This is a genomic window from uncultured Leptotrichia sp., from assembly GCF_938036635.1.
Lineage (GTDB): Bacteria > Fusobacteriota > Fusobacteriia > Fusobacteriales > Leptotrichiaceae > Leptotrichia > Leptotrichia hongkongensis.
Genome location: NZ_CALHQO010000269.1, coordinates 1 through 2,442, shown reverse-complemented (window position 1 = coordinate 2,442; position 2,442 = coordinate 1). Strand labels below are relative to the sequence as shown.

Here is a 2,442-nt window from a genome sequence, read left to right as displayed (position 1 = left end):
ATTAGAAACTAAATCCTAACCTTTACCTCTATTTTTTGAACAATACAAAATACTGATAATCAATAGAAAAAGAAAAAAAATGAAAAAAATTTAAATGAAATGACAAATCAAGAAATTTATTACAAATTACTGGAATATGTTAAAGAAAGAGCAGATGAAAAAACACCTAATAAATCTAAAAAGAAAATATACTATATTTCTGCAGAGTTCTTAATTGGAAAATTATTATCAAATAATTTGATTAATCTAGGAATTTATAAGGAAGTAAGGGAAGAATTGAAGGCTGCAGGAAAAAACTTGAGCCATATTGAAGAAGTAGAAACTGAACCTTCATTAGGAAACGGTGGACTTGGAAGGCTTGCTTCATGCTTTATTGATTCAATGTCAACTTTAGGAATCAACGGAGAAGGAGTTGGACTTAACTATCACTGCGGACTGTTTAAGCAAATTTTTAAAAACAATGAACAAACAGCTGAACCAAATTACTGGATAGAAGATCAAAGCTGGCTAAGAGATACAAACATTGGATATGAAGTTAAATTCAAAAACTTCAGTTTACATTCAAAATTAAAAAGAATTGATATTTTAGGATATGAAAAAGATACAAAAAACTATTTGAATTTATTTGATATTGAAAGCGTTGATTACAATTTGATAGAAAATGGAATATCATTTGATGAAGGAAATATTGAAAAAAATCTAACATTATTCCTATATCCTGACGACAGTACAAAAAAAGGAGAATTGTTACGTATTTATCAACAATATTTCATGGTATCAAATGCAGCAAGATTGATTATTGCTGAAGCAACTGAAAAAGGAAGCAATATTCACGATTTAGCAGATTATGCATTTGTTCAAATTAACGATACACACCCAAGTATGGTAATTCCTGAATTAATCCGTATTATGACAGAAGAGCATAATATTTCTTTTGAAGAAGCAACAGAAATTGTAACAAAAATGACAGGATACACAAATCATACAATTTTGGCAGAAGCATTGGAAAAATGGCCTTTAGACTATCTGGAAGAAGTTGTGCCGAACATTGTTGAAATTATAAAAAAACTGGATAAAGTTATTAAAGGTAAATATTCAGATGAAAAAGTTCAAATTATCGACGAACAAAACAGAGTTCACATGGCAAATATGGATATTCATTTTTCTTCAAGTGTAAACGGAGTTGCTTATCTGCATACTGAAATCTTGAAAAATAGTGAACTTAAAGAATTTTATGAAATTTACCCAAACAAATTTAATAACAAAACAAATGGTATCACATTCAGAAGATGGCTTGAAAGTTGTAACGAAGACTTGGCAGACTATTTGAAAGAATTAATTGGTACAGGATATTTAACAGATGCTGAAAATCTAAAAGAACTTTTAAAATATGTTGATGATAAAAATGTTTATGAAAAATTATCACAAATTAAACACGAAAATAAAATTAAATTGAAAAAATACTTACAACATACACAAGGAATCGTTATTGACGAAAACAGTATCATTGATACTCAAATTAAGAGATTCCACGAATATAAACGTCAACAAATGAACGCTTTGTATGTAATTAAAAAATATTTAGACATTAAAAATGGAAAATTACCAGAAAGAAAGATAACAGTATTGTTCGGTGGAAAAGCTGCACCAGCCTACATCATTGCTCAAGACATAATCCACTTAATACTTTGTCTATCAGAAATAATAAACAGCGACCCAGAAGTAAACAAATACTTAAATGTTTACCTAGTTGAAAACTACAACGTGGGATTAGCTGAAAAAATTATTCCAGCAACAGATATTTCTGAACAAATCTCGCTTGCTTCAAAAGAAGCCAGTGGAACTGGAAATATGAAATTTATGCTAAATGGAGCATTGACTCTTGGAACAATGGATGGAGCGAATGTGGAAATTCATGACCTTGTAGGCGATGAAAATATCTACATTTTTGGAAAAAATAGTGATGATATAATTAAATTATATGAAACATCAGGTTATGTTTCAAAAGATTACTACAAGCAAGATGGAATAAAAGAAGTAGTTGATTTCATAACTTCAGACAAATTATTAAAAGTAGGAAACAAAGAAAGATTAGAAAGACTTCAAAATGAATTAATAAACAAAGACTGGTTCATGACATTAATCGACTTTGAAGATTACTACAACACAAAAGAAAAAATGTTTAAAGACTACGAAAACAAAGACTTATGGTACAAAAAAGTAATAAATAACATAGCAAAAGCAGGATTCTTCTCATCAGATAGAACAATCGCACAATATGAAAATGAAATTTGGAAAACTAAAGGAACTAAATAAATTTTATAAAGCAGGGATTAATTCTTAACTCCCTGTTTTTTTAGTTCATGTTAAAATCCGTTTAAATAACGAATTCATTACAAACTTTTCTAATAAAGAATATTAACCTAGTATTTTTAATTAATT

The 2,442-nt window shown here is 28.4% G+C and carries 1 pseudogene; it reads left to right on the top strand.

Annotated features, from left to right (window positions below):
- Positions 1-96: 96 nt before the first annotated feature.
- Positions 97-2,316: pseudogene (gene glgP / locus Q0370_RS05225) on the top strand (glycogen/starch/alpha-glucan family phosphorylase); the annotation flags it as partial.
- Positions 2,317-2,442: the final 126 nt, after the last annotated feature.